Consider the following 17594-nt stretch of genomic DNA (forward strand, 5'->3'; position numbering starts at 1 on the left):
AAAGGCGACGGCCCCGGTGGCTCTCGCCGACCGGGGCCGTCGCCCTGGGAACAGTTGCCCTGACCTACGCGGCGTTGTCCTACGCGGCGTTGTCGTCCGCGCCGGTGGATGCGGCGCCGAGATCGGCCGGGACCGCGTCCGGGACGGCGTCGGGTCGGTCCGCGCCGCGGAAGACGAGTTTGGCCTTGTCGATGTTGTCGGGGTCGCCTTCGCAGTCGACGACGACGATCTGGCCGGGGGTCAGTTCGTTGAACAGGATCCGTTCGGACAGGTTGTCCTCGATGTCGCGTTGGATGGTGCGGCGTAGCGGACGGGCGCCCAGGACCGGGTCGAAGCCCTTCTTCGCCAAATATTTCTTGGCGTTGTCGGTCAACTCCAGGCCCATGTCCTTGTTCCGCAGCTGACCCTCGATCCGCTGGATCATGATGTCCACGATCGACAGGATCTCGATCTCCCGCAGCTGGTGGAACACGATCGTGTCGTCGATCCGGTTGAGGAACTCCGGCCGGAAGTGCTGCTTGAGCTCGTCGTTGACCTTCTGCTTCATCCGGTCGTAGTTCGACTCGGAATCGTCGGAGGCCTGGAAGCCCAGCGACACCGCCTTCGCCACATCCCGGGTACCGAGGTTGGTGGTCAGGATGATGACCGTGTTCTTGAAGTCCACGATCCGACCCTGACCATCGGTCAACCGGCCGTCCTCCAGGATCTGCAACAGCGTGTTGAACACATCCGGGTGGGCCTTCTCGATCTCGTCGAACAACACCACCGAGAACGGCCGCCGCCGCACCTTCTCCGTCAGCTGCCCACCCTCGTCATACCCGACATACCCGGGAGGGGCACCGACGAGCCGGGACACCGTGTACCGGTCGTGGAACTCCGACATGTCCAACTGGATCAACGCGTCCTCGGACCCGAACAGGAACTCCGCCAAGGCCTTGGACAGCTCGGTCTTACCCACACCGGACGGGCCGGCGAAGATGAACGACCCCGACGGCCGCTTCGGATCCTTCAAACCCGCCCGCGTCCGGCGGATCGCCTTCGACACCGCCTTGACCGCGTCTTCCTGCCCGATGACGCGCTTGTGCAGCTCGTCCTCCATCCGCAGCAGACGCGACGTCTCCTCCTCGGTCAACTTGTACACCGGGATACCGGTCCAGTTCCCGAGCACCTCAGCGATCTGCTCGTCGTCGACCTCACTGACGACGTCCAGATCCCCGGCCTTCCACTCCTTCTCCCGCTGCGCCTTCTGACCCAGCAACTGCTTCTCCGTGTCCCGCAACTGCGCGGCCCGCTCGAAGTCCTGCGCGTCGATCGCGGACTCCTTGTCCCGACGCACCTGCGCGATCCGCTCATCGAAGTCCCGCAGGTCCGGCGGCGCCGTCATCCGACGGATCCGCATCCGCGCACCCGCCTCATCAATCAAATCGATCGCCTTGTCCGGCAGGAACCGATCCGAGATATACCGATCCGCCAGGGTGGCCGCCGCCACCAGAGCCGCGTCGGTGATCGACACCCGGTGGTGCGCCTCGTAGCGGTCCCGCAGACCCTTCAAAATCTCGATGGTGTGCGCCAGCGACGGCTCACCCACCTGGATCGGCTGGAACCGACGCTCCAACGCCGCGTCCTTCTCCAAATGCTTACGGTACTCATCCAGCGTGGTCGCGCCGATGGTCTGCAACTCACCGCGAGCCAGCATCGGCTTCAAAATGCTCGCCGCGTCGATCGCACCCTCCGCCGCGCCCGCACCCACCAACGTGTGGATCTCGTCGATGAACAAGATGATGTCACCCCGGGTGCGGATCTCCTTGAGCACCTTCTTCAGACGCTCCTCGAAATCACCCCGGTAGCGCGAACCCGCCACCAACGCACCCAGGTCAAGCGTGTACAACTGCTTGTCCTTCAGCGTCTCCGGCACCTCACCCTTGATGATCTTCTGGGACAAGCCCTCCACCACAGCGGTCTTACCCACGCCGGGCTCACCGATCAACACCGGGTTGTTCTTCGTCCGGCGGGACAACACCTGCATGACCCGCTCGATCTCCTTCTCCCGCCCGATCACCGGGTCGAGCTTGCCCTCCCGAGCAGCCTGAGTCAGGTTCCGACCGAACTGATCCAACACCAAACTCGTCGACGGCGCCGCCTCACCCGGCGCAGCACCCGCAGCAGCCGGCTCCTTGCCCTGATAACCCGACAGCAACTGGATCACCTGCTGACGCACCCGATTCAGGTCAGCGCCCAACTTCACCAACACCTGCGCGGCCACACCCTCGCCCTCACGGATCAGGCCCAACAGGATGTGCTCCGTGCCGATGTAGTTGTGGCCGAGCTGCAACGCCTCCCGCAGCGACAGCTCCAACACCTTCTTCGCCCGCGGCGTGAACGGAATATGCCCACTCGGCGCCTGCTGGCCCTGACCGATGATCTCCTCAACCTGCTGACGGACGCCCTCCAACGAGATACCCAGGCTCTCCAAAGCCTTCGCCGCCACACCCTCACCCTCATGGATCAGGCCCAACAGGATGTGCTCCGTACCGATGTAGTTGTGGTTGAGCATCCGGGCCTCTTCCTGGGCCAGGACGACAACCCGTCGCGCTCGGTCGGTGAACCGCTCGAACATGCCCTCGTGCTCCTCACATGCCGTGCGCCTTGATGGTCAGATCTCGGCGGGGCCGGTGCGCGGACGTCCGGGACGGGCGTCCGTGCCTCCTTACTCTATCGTCGCGGACCGTCTCCGCTGAGGTCGTGTGACCCCGCCGGCGACCGTTCCGACGTCGTTTCTGCCAACCGTCCACGCTCAGGAGGTGTTCCGGGACTCTCGCCTGTACGCGCAGAGCGAAATTCGACCGGCAGCGGAAGGCCCGGTCGAGGGGCTTCGAGCGGGGAAACGCACACCCGCCTCGGTCGTCCACAGCCTGTGGACGCAATCTCCACCGCCTGTGGACAACTCCGTCCGACGCCGGTTTCTTCCCGCGCCGGGACCGGGACCGAACAGCGGCCCACCGACCGCCCAAATAACCACGAACCAGACATCCAGCAGGGCCGGCCGGGAAACGCCGACGCCGGCCCGGAAACGTCCTCCGGACCGGCGTGCCGCCACCATCGCGTACGACGGGGTCAGTGCCCCGCCTTCGCGTGGTACTCGTCCACGATCTCCTGCGGGATCCGGCCCCGGTCGGAGATGTCCTTGCCGGCCTTCTTGGCCCACTCGCGGATGGCCCGGTTCTGCTCGCGGTCCGCGGTCGCGCCGCCGCGACCACGCGCGGCCCGGCCGCCCACCACCACGCCCCCACGACCGACCTTCGAGCCGTGCGCGATGTACTGCGCGAATACGTCGCGCAATTTCTCCGCGTTGGAGGCCGAGAGGTCGATCTCGTACTGCACGCCGTCGAGCGCGAACTTGACAGTCTCGTCAGCGTCCCCGCCGTCCAGGTCATCGACCAGCTTGTGAATGATCTGCTTGGCCACGTCCCACATTCCTTTCGAGCAGGGTTGTGCTCCTGCAATACACCGAGCACAATAACCTGTCCGACGCTTGCTCCGTCAATAGGATCGCGTAACAAGCCGGAGAAGCCTTGCGTGCCTACTCCGGCCGGACCAAGGGGAACAGGATGGTTTCCCGAATTCCCAGGCCGGTCAAGGCCATCAGGAGCCGGTCGATTCCCATTCCCATACCACCGGCCGGCGGCATTCCGTACTCCATCGCCCGGAGAAAGTCCTCGTCGAGCCGCATGGCCTCGTCGTCGCCGCGCGCCGCGAGCTGCGCCTGGGCCACCAGCCGCTCCCGCTGCACCACCGGGTCGACCAGCTCGGAGTAGGCGGTGCCCAGCTCGAATCCCAGCACGTAGAGGTCCCACTTCTCGGCCAGCCCCGGCTCGCTGCGGTGCGCCCGGGTCAGCGGACTGGTCTCCTCCGGGTAGTCGCGGACGAACGTGGGCGCCTGCAACGACGGCACCACCAACTCCTCGAACAACTCCTCGGCCAACTTGCCCGGCCCCCACTTCGGGTCCACCGAGAGACCGATCTTGTCCGCGTACTCCACCAGGCGTGACCTTTCCGTGCGGACGGTGACCTCCTCACCGAGCGCTTCGGAAAGAACACCGAACAGCGTCACCGACCGCCACTCGCCGCCCAGGTCGAACTCACGGCCGTCGGCGTGCGTCACCACCGTCGAGCCGGCGACCGCGACGGCGGCCTGCTGCACCAGATTTCGGGTCAGCTCGGCCATCGTGTCGTAGTCGCCGTACGCCTGGTAGGTCTCCAGCATCGCGAACTCCGGCGAGTGCGATGAGTCGATGCCCTCATTACGGAAGTTGCGGTTGATCTCGAAGACACGGTCGATGCCACCCACCACCGCGCGCTTGAGAAACAGTTCCGGTGCGATTCGCAGATACAGATCGGTGTCGAGCGCATTGCTGTGGGTCACGAATGGGCGGGCCGCTGCGCCACCGTGCAGCAACTGGAGCATCGGGGTCTCGACCTCGATGAAGTCCTGCGCGTGCAGGGTGTCCCGCAGGCTGCGGACCGCGGTCGCCCGGGTGCGGACCATCTGCCGGGCCTGCGGGCGGACGACCAGGTCCACGTAGCGCTGCCGGACCCGGGACTCCTCGCTCAACGGCTTGTGCGCCACCGGCAGCGGGCGCAGCGCCTTGGCGGTGACCGCCCACTCGTCGGCAAGCACGGACAACTCGCCGCGCCGGCTGGTGATCACTTCACCGGTCACCCCGACGTGGTCGCCGAGGTCCACCAGGCGCTTCCAGTCCGCCAGGCGCTCCGGCCCGACCCGGTCCAGCGAGAGCATCGCCTGAAGCTCGGTGCCGTCGCCGTCGCGCAGCGTGGCGAAGCAGAGCTTGCCGGTGTTGCGAATGAAGATCACCCGGCCGGTGACCGAGGCCCGGTCCCCGGTGGCGGTGTCGGTGGGCAGGTCGGCGTAGCGCTCGCGGAGCCGCGCGAGCGTGGTGGTCCGGGGGAAGCCCACCGGGTACGGCTCGACGCCCTCGGCGAGCATCCGGTCCCGCTTCTCCCGGCGGACCTTCATCTGCTCGGGAAGGTCGTCGGCGGGGTCGGTGGGCAGGGCGTTCTGCTCGGTCACGGCACGCTTCCTCAGGCCTTGGGGGACAACGGCGGGGTCAGCCCATGAGCGTACTCAAGCGCCGTGCCGACCGTTACGGGATAACCTGCCCGCCATGACCGACCCCACTGCGGCGCTCTCCTTCGGCGCGGCCGCCGCCGCGTACGACCGGTTCCGGCCCCGCTATCCCGAGGCGGCGCTGCGCTGGGCGCTGGCCGGGCTGACCGCCCCGGCCCGGGTGGTGGACCTCGGTGCCGGCACCGGCATCCTCACGCGTGGCGTGACGGCGCTCGGGCACCACGTCGTACCCGTCGAGCCGGATCCGGGGATGCGGGCGCAACTGGCGGTCGCCACCACGGGCACGACGGCGCTCGCCGGCAGCGCGGAATCGGTGCCGCTGCCGGACGGTTCGGCGGACGCGGTGCTGGTCGGGCAGGCCTACCACTGGTTCGACAAGGAGCCGGCGCACGCCGAGATCGCCCGCGTGCTGCGCCCCGGTGGCACCTTCGCGCCGATCTGGAACACCCGGGACAACGACGTCGAGTGGGTGGCCGAGCTGGAGCGGATCGCCGACCTGCGCGACCACGCCGGCAACCTGGTCGAGAAGGTCACCAGCTTCGGACCGGCCTTCGGCCGGGTGGAGCTGACCGAGTTCACCCATCGGACCACGCTCACCCCGGACGGGGTGATCGGCATGCTGCGCACCCGCTCCTTCTGGCTGACCGCCACCGCCGACGAGCAGGCGAGGATCGACCGGGAACTCCGCGACCTCTTCGCCACCCACCCCGACCTGGTCGGTCGGGAGACCGTCGAACTGCCGTACCGGACGCTTGTGTTCACGGCGCGCAAGCGGTGAGCGCTGGCGTTAACCGGGGGCCCTTCCTATACCGGAAGCGTTAACAAGGGCCCCCTCCTTGCACCTCAGGTGTTACGGTCGTAGACCATCCGCAGGCCGATCAGGGTGATCATCGGCTCGTGGTGGGTGATGGTGCGGCACTCGGACAGCACCAGCGAGGCGAGGCCGCCGGTGGCGATGACCGCGTTCACCTCGCCCAGTTCCCCGGACATCCGCTCGACGATCCGGTCCACCTGGCCGGCGAAGCCGAAGTAGAGGCCGGCCTGAAGGCACTCCACGGTGTTCTTGCCGATCACCGAGCGGGGCCGGGTGGCCTCCACCTTGCGCAGCTGCGCAGCGCGGGCGGCGAGCGCGTCGAAGGAGATCTCGATGCCCGGCGCGAACGCCCCGCCGAGGAACTCGCCCCGGTCGCTGATCACGTCGAAGTTCGTGGTGGTGCCGAAGTCGACGACGATCGACGGCCCGCCGTAGAGCGTGTAAGCGGCGAGCGTGTTCACCACCCGGTCCGCGCCCACCTCCTTCGGGTTGTCGATGGCGAGCTGCACCCCGGTCCGCACGCCCGGCTCGACGATGACGCTCGGCAGGTCGGCGTAGTAGCGAGCCAGCATGGTGCGCAGCGAGCGCAACGCGGCCGGCACGGTCGAGCAGGCGGCCACCCCGGTGATCTCCACCGCGTCACCGGCAAGCAACCCGCGGAACATCAGGCCCAGCTCGTCCGCGGTGGAACGGGCGTCGGTCTTGATCCGCCAGGAGTGCACCAGCTTGTCGCCGTCGAAGGTCGCCAGCACGGTGTTGGTGTTTCCGATGTCGATGCAGAGCAGCACAGCGGCAGCCTAGACCTTCAGTCCTCGCGCAGGTCGAGAGCGATGTCGAGGATCGGCGAGGAGTGGGTGAGCGCGCCCACGGAGAGGAAGTCCACGCCGGTGGCCCCGTACTCGGCGGCCACCGGCAGGGTCAGCCCGCCGGTCGCCTCCAACTCCGCCCGGTCGCCCACCACGGCCACCACCTCGCGCAGCTGCGCCGGGGTCATGTTGTCGAGCAGCAGGAAGCCCGCCCCGGCCTCGACCGCCTCCACCGCCTCGGCAAGCGTGTCCACCTCCACCTGCACCGGCACGTCCGGGAACGCCTCCCGGACCCGCCGGAACGCGGGCGCGATCCCGCCCGCCGCCAGCTTGTGGTTGTCCTTGATCATCGCGACGTCGTGCAGGCCCATCCGCTTGTTCGTGCCACCACCCGCTCGGACCGCGTACTTCTCCAGCCCTCGCAGCCCCGGCGTGGTCTTGCGGGTGTCCAGCACCATCGCCTTCGTGCCGGCCAGCGCGTCCGCCCACGCCCGGGTGTGGGTGGCCACCCCGGACATCCGGGAGAGCAGGTTCAGCGCCGTCCGCTCGGCGGTGAGCAGCAGCCGGGTCGGCCCGGTCACGGTGGCCAGCACCTCGCCGCGCGCCACCCGCTGCCCGTCGTGGGCCACGAGCGACACCTCGACCGTACGCCCGGCGCCTGTCACGTCGCCCACCAGCTCGAACACCGCGGCGGCCACCGGCAGCCCGGCCACCACCCCGTCCTCGCGCGCCACCAGGTCGGCGGTGTCCCGCTGGTCGGCCGGGACGGTCGCGACGCTCGTCACGTCGAGGAAGTCCGGGCCGAGGTCCTCGGCCAGCGCGTCGACGACGATCCGCCGGACCCGCTCCGGGTCCAGCCCGCCGTCCCGCAGCGCCCGCACCGTCGACTCGATCATGGAATCCTCTCCTCTGTTCCTGACGTTCGCGACTGCGGGGCTCGCAAGACCGGCTCACTCCTCGCGCTCACCCAACGCTCGACCAGCAGCCCATCCGTGCCCACCCCGGCCACCAGGTGACCCAGCCACCTGTCGTCGGCCGCCGGGAAGTCCTCCCGCCAGTGGCAGCCCCGCGTCTCCTCGCGGGCGTACGCGGCGGCGACGAGCGTCGACGCCACGGTGATCAGGTTCGTCGCCTCCCAGTCGGCGGTACGGGGTACGCCCCGCCCCTCGCTCAGCGCGGTGAGCGTGGCCGCGGTGCCGGTCAACGACTCCGCCGACCGGAGCACGCCCGCGCCCCGGGACATCGCCCGTTGCAGCTCCGCCGTGCCCGCCGCCGGCACCAACCGGCCCGGCCCGCCCACCCAGGCGCCGGTGTCAGCCGGCCGGGCCTGCTCGGGCAGCCCGGCGGCGACGGCCTCGGCGATCCGGCGGGCGAAGACCAGCCCCTCCAGCAGCGAGTTGCTGGCCAGCCGGTTGGCGCCGTGCACGCCGGTGCAGGCCACCTCGCCGCAGGCGTACAGGCCGGGGATCGAGGTGCGGCCACGAAGGTCGGTCCGGACGCCGCCGGAGGCGTAGTGGGCGGCCGGCGCGACCGGGATCAGGTCGGTCGCCGGGTCCACCCCGATGGCCAGGCAGGACGCCACGATGGTGGGGAACCGCCGGGCCAGGAAGTCGCCGCCCAGGTGCCGTGCGTCCAGGAACACGTGGTCGGCGCCGGACGCGTTCAGCACCCGGTGGATGCCCTTGGCCACCACGTCCCGGGGAGCCAGCTCGGCCAACTCGTGCTGGCCGACCATGAACCGCTTGCCGTCGCCGTCGACCAGGTGGGCGCCCTCGCCCCGCAACGCCTCGGAGACCAGCGGCTGTTGCGCCAGGCCGGCGCCCGGCCCGCCGGCCGGCACGATCAGCGCGGTCGGATGGAACTGGACGAACTCCAGGTCGGTGACGGCCGCGCCGGCGCGCAACGCCAGCGCCACCCCGTCCCCGGTGGAGACCGACGGGTTGGTGGTGGCCGCGAAGACCTGCCCCATCCCGCCGGTGGCGAGCACCACCGCGCGGCCGAGGATCGCGCCGACGCCGTCCTCGCTGCCCTCGCCCAGCACGTGCAGCGTGATCCCGCAGGCCGGGCCGAAACCATCCGGACCGTCGCCGGGGGCGCGCAGCAGGTCGAGCACCAGGGCGTGCTCGACCAGCCGGATCCACGGGTCGCGCCGCACCGCCGCGTGCAGCGCCCGCTGCACCTCGGCGCCGGTGGCGTCGCCGCCCGCGTGCACGACCCGGTCGGCCCGGTGGCCACCCTCGCGGCCGAGCATCAGCGAGCCGTCCGGGTTGCGGTCGAACTCCGCCCCGATCCGCATCAGCTCGCGCAGCCGGGTCGGGCCCTCCTCCACGAGCACCCGGACCGCCGCCGGGTCGCAGAGGCCGACGCCGGCCACCTCGGTGTCGTACGCGTGGGCGGCCGGGCTGTCCGCCGGGTCGAGCACCGCGGCGATGCCGCCCTGCGCCCACCGGGTGGAACCCTCGTCGATGTCGACCTTGGTGACGACGGTGACGTGCAGGCCGGCCTCGCGCAGGTGCAGCGCGGCGGTCAGCCCGGCGACGCCGGAGCCGACGACGATCACGTCGGTGGTCTCCACCCAGCCGGGCGCGGGCGCGGCGAGCAGCCGGGGCAGCACTGGCAGGTCGACGGTGGGTAGGTCCATGGGCACAGTCAACCCGAAGCATCCTCGGCCCGGGCGGCGGGGGCGGGACGAGTGGTTTCGGCTACCTCGTCCGGACCGGCAGGCGCGCCGGGCCGGCGCCCTTCAGCGAGGCGGTCACCGTGCGGTCGCTGAGCCACAGGTAGCACCGGACACCGCGGTCGCCGACCGCCCAGCGACCGGCGGCGGGCGGACGGACCACCACGTCGCTGCGGTAACGCAGGATCGGGTCGGCGGGCACACCGGTGAAGCGCGCGATGGCGGAATAGCAGCCGGCGTAGAGCGGCGCCCAGTCCGCCGGCTCCTTCGGGAACGGGCGGTCCGGCGCCACCCACACCCCGACGAACTCGGCGTCGTGCGCCCCGGCGCAGCCGGTCGGGGTGAGCCGCTGCACCCGGTGCCCGTCCCGGCTGGTGCGCTGGCAGCCCAGGCGCAGCGGGGACGGCGGCTTGAGCGCGTCGCGCAGGCTGCCCGTCCGGACCACCACGACGGCCGCCGCCTCGACCGTGTTCAACTCGGTCAGGTCGCACCGGTACCAGCGGGCCCCGCCCGTCCAGCCGGTGGCGGTGGGCATCGCCACACCGAGCCGCAGCCGTCCGGCGCGCCAGTCGTCACCGACGTACGCGCCGGCCCGCTTGTCGCACTCGGTGAACGCGGCACGCAACTCCGGCGAGGTGAGCGCCGGCGGGGTGGCCCGGTCGCCGGGGAACACACCGACGTGCACGGTCTCCACCCGGTGCGGCAGGTCGCAGTCGACCGGGTCGTAGCCCGCCAGGGCCACGGTCGGGGTGAAGTCGGCGACCTGGCAGACCTCGGCCGCCGGGCTGAACGGCCCGGCCGGCGCGAAGGCGGCCCAGTCGTCGGTGAGGTCGCCGTCGAGCCCGCCGGACGAGGCGCACCCGGCCAGCGTCGCCGCCGCAGCCAACACGGCGACGAGACTGCGCATCGCACGGCCCATCGCGCCTCCCCCAGCCCGACGACCGTCGAATCCGACGGCCCGCTCAGGGTAGCCGAAAATGACCTTCCGGTGACAGACCGCGAACCGCGGGATCGTCGACGGGGCTCAGTTCAGGGCGGCGGCCAGGGGGTTGGGGACGGGGTCTCCGGCGGTGCCGGGGGCGGCGGTGGCCGGATCGGCACCGAGGTCGACGACCCGGTTGTCGGCGTCCACGTGCACCACCCGGGGCTGCCGGGCCCGTGCCTCGGCGTCGTCCATCTGCCCGTACGAGATGAGGATGACCAGGTCACCGGGGTGCACCAGGTGCGCGGCGGCACCGTTGATGCCGATCACGCCGCTGCCCCGCCGGCCCGGAATCACGTACGTCTCCAGGCGGGCGCCGTTGGTGATGTCCACGATCGCGACCTGCTCGCCGGGGAGCAGGTCCGCCGCGTCGAGCAGATCCTCGTCCACCGTCACCGAGCCGACGTAGTGCAGGTCGGCCTGGGTCACGGTGGCCCGGTGGATCTTCGACTTGAGCATGGTCCGGAGCATCGGGGTGCCTTTCCGCATTCGTGGTGGGTCAGTGCCGCGGCGCGAGGTGGATCGCGGTGTTGTCGATCAGACGGGTGGCGCCGATCCAGGCCGCGATCAGCAGCCGGGCCGCGCCGGCGACCGGGCCGGGTTCCAGGTCGGGGTCGGTGAGCACCAGATAGTCGAGGCGGGCCTCCGGCGTACCCGGGTCGAAGCCCCGGTGCGCGGCGGCCAGCACCGCGCCCGCGTCGTCGCCCCGCTCGGCCGCCGCGACGCCGGCACGCAGCGCGGCGGAGAGGCTCAACGCGGCCCGCCGCTCCTCGGCGGAGAGGTAGCGGTTGCGGCTGGACAGGGCCAGGCCGTCCGGCTCCCGCACGGTCGACACGCCGACGATCTCGGTCGGCACGTCCAGGTCGCGGACCATCCGGCGGACCAGGGTGAGCTGCTGGTAGTCCTTCTCCCCGAAGAACGCCAGGTCGGGGCGGGTGAGCTGGAGCAGCTTCAGGACCACGGTGAGCACACCGTGGAAGAAGCCGGGGCGGCTCAGGCCCTCCAGGTCCGCGCCGAGCGGACCCGGGTCCAGCCGCACCGTCGGCTGACCGTCCGGGTACATCTCGCGCACCGGGGGCGCGAAGACCAGGTCCACCCCGGCCCGCCGGCAGATCTCCAGGTCCGCGTCGAGCGTGCGCGGGTAACGGTCGAAGTCCTCGTTCGGGCCGAACTGGAGCGGGTTCACGAAGACGGTCACCAGCACGTGGTCGGCCCGCTCCCGGGCGGCCCGCAGCAGCGTCTCGTGCCCGGCGTGCAGCGCGCCCATGGTCATCACCACGCCGACCGTGCCGGTCAGCCCGTCCCGGGCCGCCGCCAACTCCTTGCGGGTGTGCACCACGCTCACCATGAGGAGGCCACCTCCATCCCGTCCAGCACGTCCACGAGCGCCGCCGCGTCCGCCGGGCGCAGCCGGCCCGCCGCGACCGCGCGGTCCGCCGTCCGTCGGGCCAACGCCAGATACGCCGGTACGGATTCCGGCGCGGTCCGCGCGAGCCGGTCCAGGTGCCGGCGTACGGTGCCCGCGTCGCCCCGGGACACCGGGCCGGTCAGCGCGTCGTCGCCGAGGCGCAGCGCATTCTCCAGGGCGGCCCGCAGCAGCGGGGCCAGCACCTTCTCCGGCCGATCCACCCCGGCGTCGCGCAGCCGGTCGGCCGCGTCGTTGACCAGTGTCACCAGGTGGTTGGCACCGTGCGCGAGCGCCGCGTGGTAGAGCGGCCGGTCGGCCTCACCCACCCACTCCGGCACGCCGCCCAGGTCGGCCACGAGCCGGGCCGCGAACGGGCGCAGCTCGGTCGGGGCGGTCACGCCGTAGGAGATGCCGGCCAGGCGGGACAGGTCGTCCGGCGTACCGGTGAAGGTCATCGCCGGGTGCAGCGCGAGCGGTCGGGCGCCGGCCGCGGCCGCCGGGGCCAGCACGGCCAGCCCGTGCGCGCCGGAGGTGTGCGCCACCATCTGGCCCGGGTGCAGCGCGCCCCGCGCGGCCAGGTCGGCGACCACGCCGGCCAGGGCGTCGTCGGGGACCGCGACGATCAGCAGGTCGGTGGCGGCGCGGGCCACGTCGGGGGCGGCACGGTGCGGGGTCTGCGGCAGCAGCAGCGCGAGCCGGGCGCGGGAGGCGCCGGAGCCGCCGGACGCGGCGACCACGCGGTGGCCGGCGGCGGCGAGAGCCGCGCCGAGCACGGCACCGACCCGGCCGGCGCCGAGCACACCGACGGAGAGGGTACGGGGGACGGCGAGCGGGGCGCGGAGGGCCCGCGGGCGCAGCGGTGCGCTCATGTCAGTGATCCAGTCCTCGGAGGGGGTACCGGTCGAGGCAAGTATGCGCCCGGTTGACAGACCGGAAACAAGAAGGTGTGAAAACCTTCACCGGCCACCCGGCGGGCCGGCGGCGGCGCGCCGTAGGGTCGGCCGGTGACGTCCGGACTCCCCGCGCTGCGCTGGCGCGACGCCATGGAGCTGGCGCTCTACGGCCCGGACGGCTTCTTCGTCGCCGGCCCCGGCCCCGCCGCCCACTTCCGCACCAGCGCGCACGCCTCGCCGGTCTTCGCCGCGGCCCTGCTCCGCCAGCTCGTCGCGCTCGACGAGGCGCTGGGCCGCCCCGCCCGGCTGGACGTGGTGGACGTGGGCGCGGGCCGGGGCGAACTGCTCCGGGCACTGCTGGCGCAGGCCGGACCGGACCTGGCCGCCCGGCTCCACCCGGTGGCGGTGGAACGGGCCGCCCGCCCGGACGACCTGCCACCGGAGATCGACTGGCGCGCGGAGATCCCCGAACGGATCACCGGCCTGCTGCTCGCCACCGAGTGGCTGGACAACGTCCCCCTGGACGTGGCAGTCCTCTCCCCGCAGGGCTGGCACCTCCTCCTGGTGAACCCCACCACAGGCGAGGAGACCCCCGGCCCCGCCCTCTCCCCCACCGACACCGCCTGGCTGACCACCTGGTGGCCCCTCCCGCCCCGACCGTTGCCGTTGATCAAGGAGTTTGCGTCGTCGTCCGGGGCCCCGCCCGACGCAAACTCCTTGATCGACGAGGGCGGGGACGGGTGGGACGGGTGGGATGGGGAGTCGGGTGGCTGGGGGCGGGTGGAGATCGGGCGGGCTCGGGACAAGGCGTGGGCGGAGGCGGTGGGGCGGATCGAGCGCGGGTTGGCGCTGGCCGTCGACTACGGGCACCTGCGCGGGTCACGGCCCATCGCCGGGACGTTGACCGGCTACCGGGACGGGCGGCAGGTGCCACCGGTGCCGGACGGGTCGTGCGACGTGACCGCGCACGTCGCCATGGACTCGGTCGCCTCCGCCGGTGAACGGGTCGCCCGGTGTGCGTACACCCTGGTTTCGCAGCGGGAGGCGTTGCGGGCGCTCGGGGCCGACGGCGGGCGACCGCCGCTGAGCCTGGCCGCCCGCGACCCGGCCGGCTACCTGCGGGCGCTTGCCACGGCGTCGGCGGCGGCCGAGCTGACCGACGCGGCCGGCCTCGGCGGGCACCTGTGGCTGCGGCAGCCGGTCGGCGTCGCCCTCGACCCGCTCGTGGCACGATGACGGGCATGACCACGGACGCCGGCGACCTCCGCGAGCTGACCGTCGGCACCGGGGCCGGCGGCGAGCAGCTCGGCACCGACATGGTGCTCAACATCGGGCCACAGCACCCGTCGACGCACGGCGTGCTGCGGCTGCGCCTGGTGCTCGACGGGGAACGGGTGGTCGCCGCCGAGCCGATCGTCGGCTACATGCACCGGGGCGCGGAGAAACTCTTCGAGGTACGCGACTACCGGCAGATCATCGTGCTGGCCAACCGGCACGACTGGCTGTCCGCGTTCTCCAACGAGCTGGGCGTGGTGCTCGCCGTCGAACGGCTCATGGGCATGGAGGTGCCGGAACGCGCGACCTGGCTGCGGATGGCGCTGGCCGAGCTGAACCGGGTGCTCAACCACCTGATGTTCCTCGGCTCCTACCCGCTGGAGATCGGCGCGATCACGCCGATGTTCTACGCGTTCCGGGAACGGGAGACCATCCAGGCGGTGATGGAGGAGGTCTCCGGCGGCCGGATCCACTACATGTTCAACCGGGTCGGCGGCCTGAAGGAGGAGGTGCCGGCCGGCTGGACCGGCCGCGCCCGCGCCGCCATCGGCGAGGTCCGCCGGCGGATGCCCGACCTGGACCACCTGATCCAGCGCAACGAGATCTTCCTGGCCCGCACCGTCGGCGTCGGCGTGCTCTCCGCCGCCGACGCCGCCGCGTTCGGCGCGTCCGGGCCGGTCGGCCGGGCCTCCGGCCTCGACCTCGACCTGCGCCGGGACGAGCCCTACCTGGCGTACGACCAGCTCGACGTGCCGGTGGTGACGAAGACCGCCGGGGACTGCCACGCCCGGTTCGAGGTGCTGCTCGACCAGGTGTACGCCTCGCTCGACCTCGCCGAGCAGTGCCTGGACCGGGTGGATCGGCTGAGCGGGCCGGTGAACACGCGCCTGCCGAAGGTCGTCAAGGCGCCCGAGGGGCACACCTACGCCTGGACCGAGAACCCACTCGGTATCAACGGCTACTACCTGGTGTCGCGGGGTGAGAAGACGCCCTGGCGGCTCAAGTTGCGCACCGCCTCGTACGCGAACGTGCAGGCGCTGTCGACCCTGCTGCCCGGCTGCCTGGTGCCGGACCTGATCGCCATCCTCGGCTCGATGTTCTTCGTGGTCGGCGACATCGACAAGTAAGCGCGTCCGCCGCCGGTCGGGCCGACCGCCCGCCGGTGGGTGAGGCGCTGTCGGCGGTGCTTGCGGGGCGCCACCCTTCCGGCGCCCTTCTGGGTGCACCTGATGTCGCTCCCGCAACAACAGACGCACCCAACCTCGCGACCGTCGGTCCCCGCCGGCTGACGGCGTCCTGCCGTGGGTGTTGCTGTCGGTGTCGCAGGGGAGCGGTCAGCGCCAGCGGTCGGCGGTGTCCCGGTACGGCAGGCCGTAGCCGCCGGGTTCCGGCCGGCGCCACTCCGGCTCGGGCTGCCGGTCCGGCTCGGGCTGCCATTCCGGCTCGGGCTGCCGCCACTCCGGCTCCGGTCGCCGCCACTCCGGCTCGACCTGACGCCACTCCGGCTGGCCGCCGCGCTGGGTCGGCGGACGCCATTCCTCGGGCACCGGCACCCCGCCGGACGGCAGCGCCGGTGGGTTCTCCCCGGGCCAGCCTCCGCCCGGATCCGGATCGTGACGCACCGAGCCGGCGTCGTCCGCGCCGGGAGACACGCCCCGGACGGCGGCCCAGCGGTCCTCGATCCGATATTCGGTGCCGCCCCCGTCGGCGTGCACCGCGGCCCGCCGTTCGCCGACGCGGAGCTCCCGCCCCTGGCCGTCGTCGTGCACCGCGGCCCAGCGGTTACCGGCCCGCATCTCGGACCAGTGCTCTCCGTCCGGCTCGACGGCCCCCGCCCACCCGTACTGCCCGGCCGGCGCCGCCCGGCCATGCTCCCCGGACGGCGCTCCTCGGACGTGCTCCCCGGACGGCACTCCCCGGCCGTACTCCGCGAACGGTGCTCCCCGGACGTGCTCCGCGAACGGTGCTCCCCGGACGTGCTCCCCGAACGGCACTCCCTCGCCGGACGTTCCGGGGTCGTACGGTCCCGACCAGCCCGGCGGCGGCTGCTCCTCCGGCCAGGCGCCCGCTGCGACCCGCTCTTCCGGCCCGAGCCACGCACCCGGACGGACCGGGCCGTCGTGCCGGTCCACCGAGCCGTCGTGCCGGTCCACCGGGCCGTCGTGCCGGTCCACCGGGCCGTCGTGCCAGCCCGGCCAGGGCCGCTCCTCGGGGCGGTCGCCCGCCGCCAAGCCGGCCCGCTCCGCGCCCGAGCCGGACCGCTGCTCGTCCGCCGGACGTGCCCGGCCATGGCCGGCTGCCCAGCCGTCGTCCACCTCCCGCGACGCCCAGCCCCGCCCCCCACCGGCGGCCCGGCCGACGCCCGCCCAGGGATGCGCGCCACCGATCCGGTCCGGTCCGTCGCCGCCGGCGGCCCATCCGGCCCCGCCGCCGCTCCATCCGGCCCCGTCGACAGGCGGACCTGGGCGGGCCCCGACATCCCGCGGACCGCCGTCCCGCGCGTCGGACCAGGGCCGCTCTGCGCCCGCACCGGACCGCAGGCCCCCGGGCCAGGCGTCCTCGGCCGCACCGGACCGGCCCGGCCACGGGTGGTCGTCCCGGCCCGCCTCGCGGTGTCCGGCCCGGTGGTCGACCGACTCGTCCCGGTGGCGGTCCTCCGCGGGCGGCGACCAGCGACCGGCGTATCCGCCGTACCGGGAGCCGGCCGCGTCGCCGCCGCCGCCGTCGACGATGGTGTGCCGGGTGGTGACATGCACGGTCTCGGTGTGGTGGACCAGGCCGACCTGGCGGTGTTCCGGCCGGGCCCCCGGCTCGGGCACCCGCGCCGCCCCGTACACCCCGCCGGAGGGCCGCTCCGCGCCGTGTCCACCGGACCGTGCCGGCTCCGCGCGGTAGCCCTCCGCAGGTGTCGCGCCGGACCGGGTCGACTCGCCGCCGTGGCCGCCGAACCCGGTGTGCTCCTCCACCGCGCGGCCACGACCGGGCGGCTCCGGACGCGCCCGCCCCTCCACGGGATACGTGCCGGGTCGCTCGAAATCGTGGGGAGCAGCTCGCAGCGGGTCGGCCTGCTGGTCGGTGCCGTAGCGATCACCCGCCGGCCGGCTCGACGCGTCCTCGTCCTGGCCGGCCGGCTGAGACCGCCCCGCCTCGTACGCCCCGGCGACCGGCACCCGGGCCCGTCCGCCCGGACGCTCGTCGGCAGGTGCCGCGGCCAGGCCCGCGGCCGCCGCGTCGAGCCGGCGGCGCACCGCACCTGCCGCTTCCTCAGCTCGTCGCGCCTGGTCCAGCGCCTGGTTGCCGCGTTGGGCGGCGGCCACGATCTCGGCCCGCAGGTCCCGACGGAACTGCTCCAGTTCCTCCCGCAACTCCTCGGCCACCGCATCGCCGGCACCGTTCTCGGACCGCAGCGCGATGGAGAGCCCGATCAGCACGACGGCGAGGATCGCGAGCACGGCACCGAATCGAAGTGTGCCGTTGCCGTCGGCGACCAGCAGGATGAGCGCCGCCAGGGGCGCCAGGCCCACACCGATCCAGAACAGGACCGTCAGCAGCGTCGGAGAGCGCTTGTCGGCAGGGGCGACCGAGGCGGGCAT

14 protein-coding genes are annotated in these 17594 nt (G+C 72.5%); 3 read left to right on the top strand and 11 right to left on the bottom strand.

Annotated elements, in window-relative coordinates; all coding sequences use genetic code 11:
* Positions 1 to 79: 79 nt before the first annotated feature.
* The 3 genes from O7613_RS23435 to lysS all read right to left on the bottom strand — a co-directional run bounded on the left by O7613_RS23435 (position 80) and on the right by lysS (position 5089).
* On the bottom strand, positions 80 to 2617 hold the full coding sequence (locus tag O7613_RS23435) for an ATP-dependent Clp protease ATP-binding subunit (protein WP_281586306.1): 2538 nt from the start codon (positions 2615 to 2617) through the stop codon (positions 80 to 82).
* Between the two features lie 497 nt (positions 2618 to 3114).
* Positions 3115 to 3465 carry an Lsr2 family protein gene (locus O7613_RS23440; protein WP_348651305.1) on the bottom strand — a complete coding sequence of 117 codons (351 nt, stop codon included), beginning with the start codon at positions 3463 to 3465 and terminating at the stop codon, positions 3115 to 3117.
* A 115-nt stretch (positions 3466 to 3580) separates the two neighbouring features.
* On the bottom strand, positions 3581 to 5089 hold the full coding sequence (gene lysS, locus O7613_RS23445) for a lysine--tRNA ligase (protein ID WP_282290018.1): 1509 nt from the start codon (positions 5087 to 5089) through the stop codon (positions 3581 to 3583).
* Positions 5090 to 5183: 94 nt separating this feature from the next.
* On the opposite strand from lysS, the gene O7613_RS23450 reads away from it, so the two are divergent.
* Complete coding sequence (locus O7613_RS23450) at positions 5184 to 5924, top strand: class I SAM-dependent methyltransferase (RefSeq protein ID WP_281586303.1); 741 nt, start codon at positions 5184 to 5186, stop codon at positions 5922 to 5924.
* 65 nt (positions 5925 to 5989) lie between these two features.
* Here O7613_RS23450 and O7613_RS23455 read toward each other — a convergent pair whose 3' ends face one another.
* The 7 genes from O7613_RS23455 to O7613_RS23485 form a co-directional block, all read right to left on the bottom strand.
* Entirely contained in the window at positions 5990 to 6748 is a 759-nt protein-coding gene (locus O7613_RS23455; RefSeq protein ID WP_281586302.1) for a type III pantothenate kinase, read from the bottom strand.
* A 17-nt stretch (positions 6749 to 6765) separates the two neighbouring features.
* Positions 6766 to 7662, bottom strand: coding sequence for a carboxylating nicotinate-nucleotide diphosphorylase (gene nadC / locus O7613_RS23460; protein ID WP_282290019.1), 897 nt, complete (start codon positions 7660 to 7662; stop codon positions 6766 to 6768).
* A complete protein-coding gene (locus O7613_RS23465; protein ID WP_281586300.1) occupies positions 7659 to 9407 on the bottom strand; it encodes an L-aspartate oxidase in 1749 nt (582 codons plus the stop codon). Before O7613_RS23465 ends, nadC begins: the two co-directional genes overlap by 4 nt.
* 61 nt (positions 9408 to 9468) lie before the next feature.
* Positions 9469 to 10362 carry a septum formation family protein gene (locus tag O7613_RS23470; RefSeq protein WP_282290022.1) on the bottom strand — a complete coding sequence of 298 codons (894 nt, stop codon included), beginning with the start codon at positions 10360 to 10362 and terminating at the stop codon, positions 9469 to 9471.
* Positions 10363 to 10467: 105 nt separating this feature from the next.
* Positions 10468 to 10896 carry an aspartate 1-decarboxylase gene (gene panD, locus O7613_RS23475; RefSeq protein WP_281590042.1) on the bottom strand — a complete coding sequence of 143 codons (429 nt, stop codon included), beginning with the start codon at positions 10894 to 10896 and terminating at the stop codon, positions 10468 to 10470.
* Positions 10897 to 10924: 28 nt separating this feature from the next.
* Positions 10925 to 11773 (bottom strand): pantoate--beta-alanine ligase, encoded by an 849-nt coding sequence (gene panC, locus O7613_RS23480; protein ID WP_281586298.1) that lies wholly within the window; start codon positions 11771 to 11773, stop codon positions 10925 to 10927.
* Entirely contained in the window at positions 11767 to 12702 is a 936-nt protein-coding gene (locus tag O7613_RS23485) for a Rossmann-like and DUF2520 domain-containing protein (RefSeq protein WP_282290024.1), read from the bottom strand. Before O7613_RS23485 ends, panC begins: the two co-directional genes overlap by 7 nt.
* A gap of 174 nt (positions 12703 to 12876) precedes the next feature.
* Between O7613_RS23485 and O7613_RS23490 the strand changes: the two genes are divergently transcribed.
* Positions 12877 to 13962: an SAM-dependent methyltransferase gene (locus O7613_RS23490; protein ID WP_282294599.1), complete on the top strand. Its 1086-nt coding sequence runs from the start codon at positions 12877 to 12879 to the stop codon at positions 13960 to 13962.
* Positions 13959 to 15128, top strand: a complete 1170-nt coding sequence (locus tag O7613_RS23495) for an NADH-quinone oxidoreductase subunit D (protein ID WP_282290026.1) — start codon at positions 13959 to 13961, stop codon at positions 15126 to 15128. Before O7613_RS23490 ends, O7613_RS23495 begins: the two co-directional genes overlap by 4 nt.
* Positions 15129 to 15335: 207 nt before the next feature.
* Here the strand turns inward: O7613_RS23495 and O7613_RS23500 are convergent, their stop codons facing one another.
* Positions 15336 to 17594, bottom strand: a complete 2259-nt coding sequence (locus tag O7613_RS23500; protein WP_282290028.1) for a hypothetical protein — start codon at positions 17592 to 17594, stop codon at positions 15336 to 15338.

The sequence above is a fragment of the Micromonospora sp. WMMD975 genome (assembly GCF_029581215.1).
Classification (GTDB): domain Bacteria; phylum Actinomycetota; class Actinomycetes; order Mycobacteriales; family Micromonosporaceae; genus Micromonospora.